Consider the following 642-nt stretch of genomic DNA (forward strand, 5'->3'; position numbering starts at 1 on the left):
TTACTGTCTGCTTTCAGATGTACTCTTTTGCTTTGATTGTCTTATTAGCCTTATTTGTATAGTGGCAAAAGTATAAATCTGTCTCTTTTGTCCTTGTCATAGTGCCACAAGCTGCCACATGAATGAAAAGTGATGGAATAAGAAATGCCCGATATTAATTTTGCATAAGACAAGCTGCGCTCGGAAAAGGATAAGTGAACTTTCCTCTGCACTCGCTTGGATTGTCTTTGCAATAAAAGAAAAAAGACGGGGCAGGAAAATGCAAATGTGAACCGATGAAACGGATTGCTCTTTTTCCGATTGTTTCCGATACTTCCCTGCTGTTCCCCACGGCTTTGAGAGGCGCACGTACGCCATTACCTTTGCCAGCAGAAACAGGAAAGAACTGAAACAACAAACAATAACAAAATATGATTATGAACTATTACATCATTACAGAAACCAATTGGGCAAAGCTTCGAGATGAAATCTTAAGCCTTGCAGAATGCTGCCACAAGGCATTCGGAGAGAAAAGCAAACACACGGACTGGCTGCACAACGGTGATGTGTGCCGGCTGCTGAACATCAGCAAGCGCACCTTGCGGCATTATCGTGATACGGGTGTACTGCCGTTTACACAAATCGGACACAAGTGCTATTACA

1 protein-coding gene is annotated in these 642 nt (G+C 42.7%); it reads left to right on the forward strand.

Annotation, left to right across the window (positions count from 1 at the left end):
- Window positions 1-416 precede the first annotated feature (416 nt).
- On the forward strand, window positions 417-642 hold a 226-nt coding region (locus tag HMPREF2983_RS08110), incomplete at its 3' end, for a helix-turn-helix domain-containing protein (protein WP_070667675.1).

Origin of the sequence: Prevotella sp. HMSC077E09, from assembly GCF_001814685.1 — a bacterium.
GTDB classification, from domain to species: domain Bacteria; phylum Bacteroidota; class Bacteroidia; order Bacteroidales; family Bacteroidaceae; genus Prevotella; species Prevotella oris.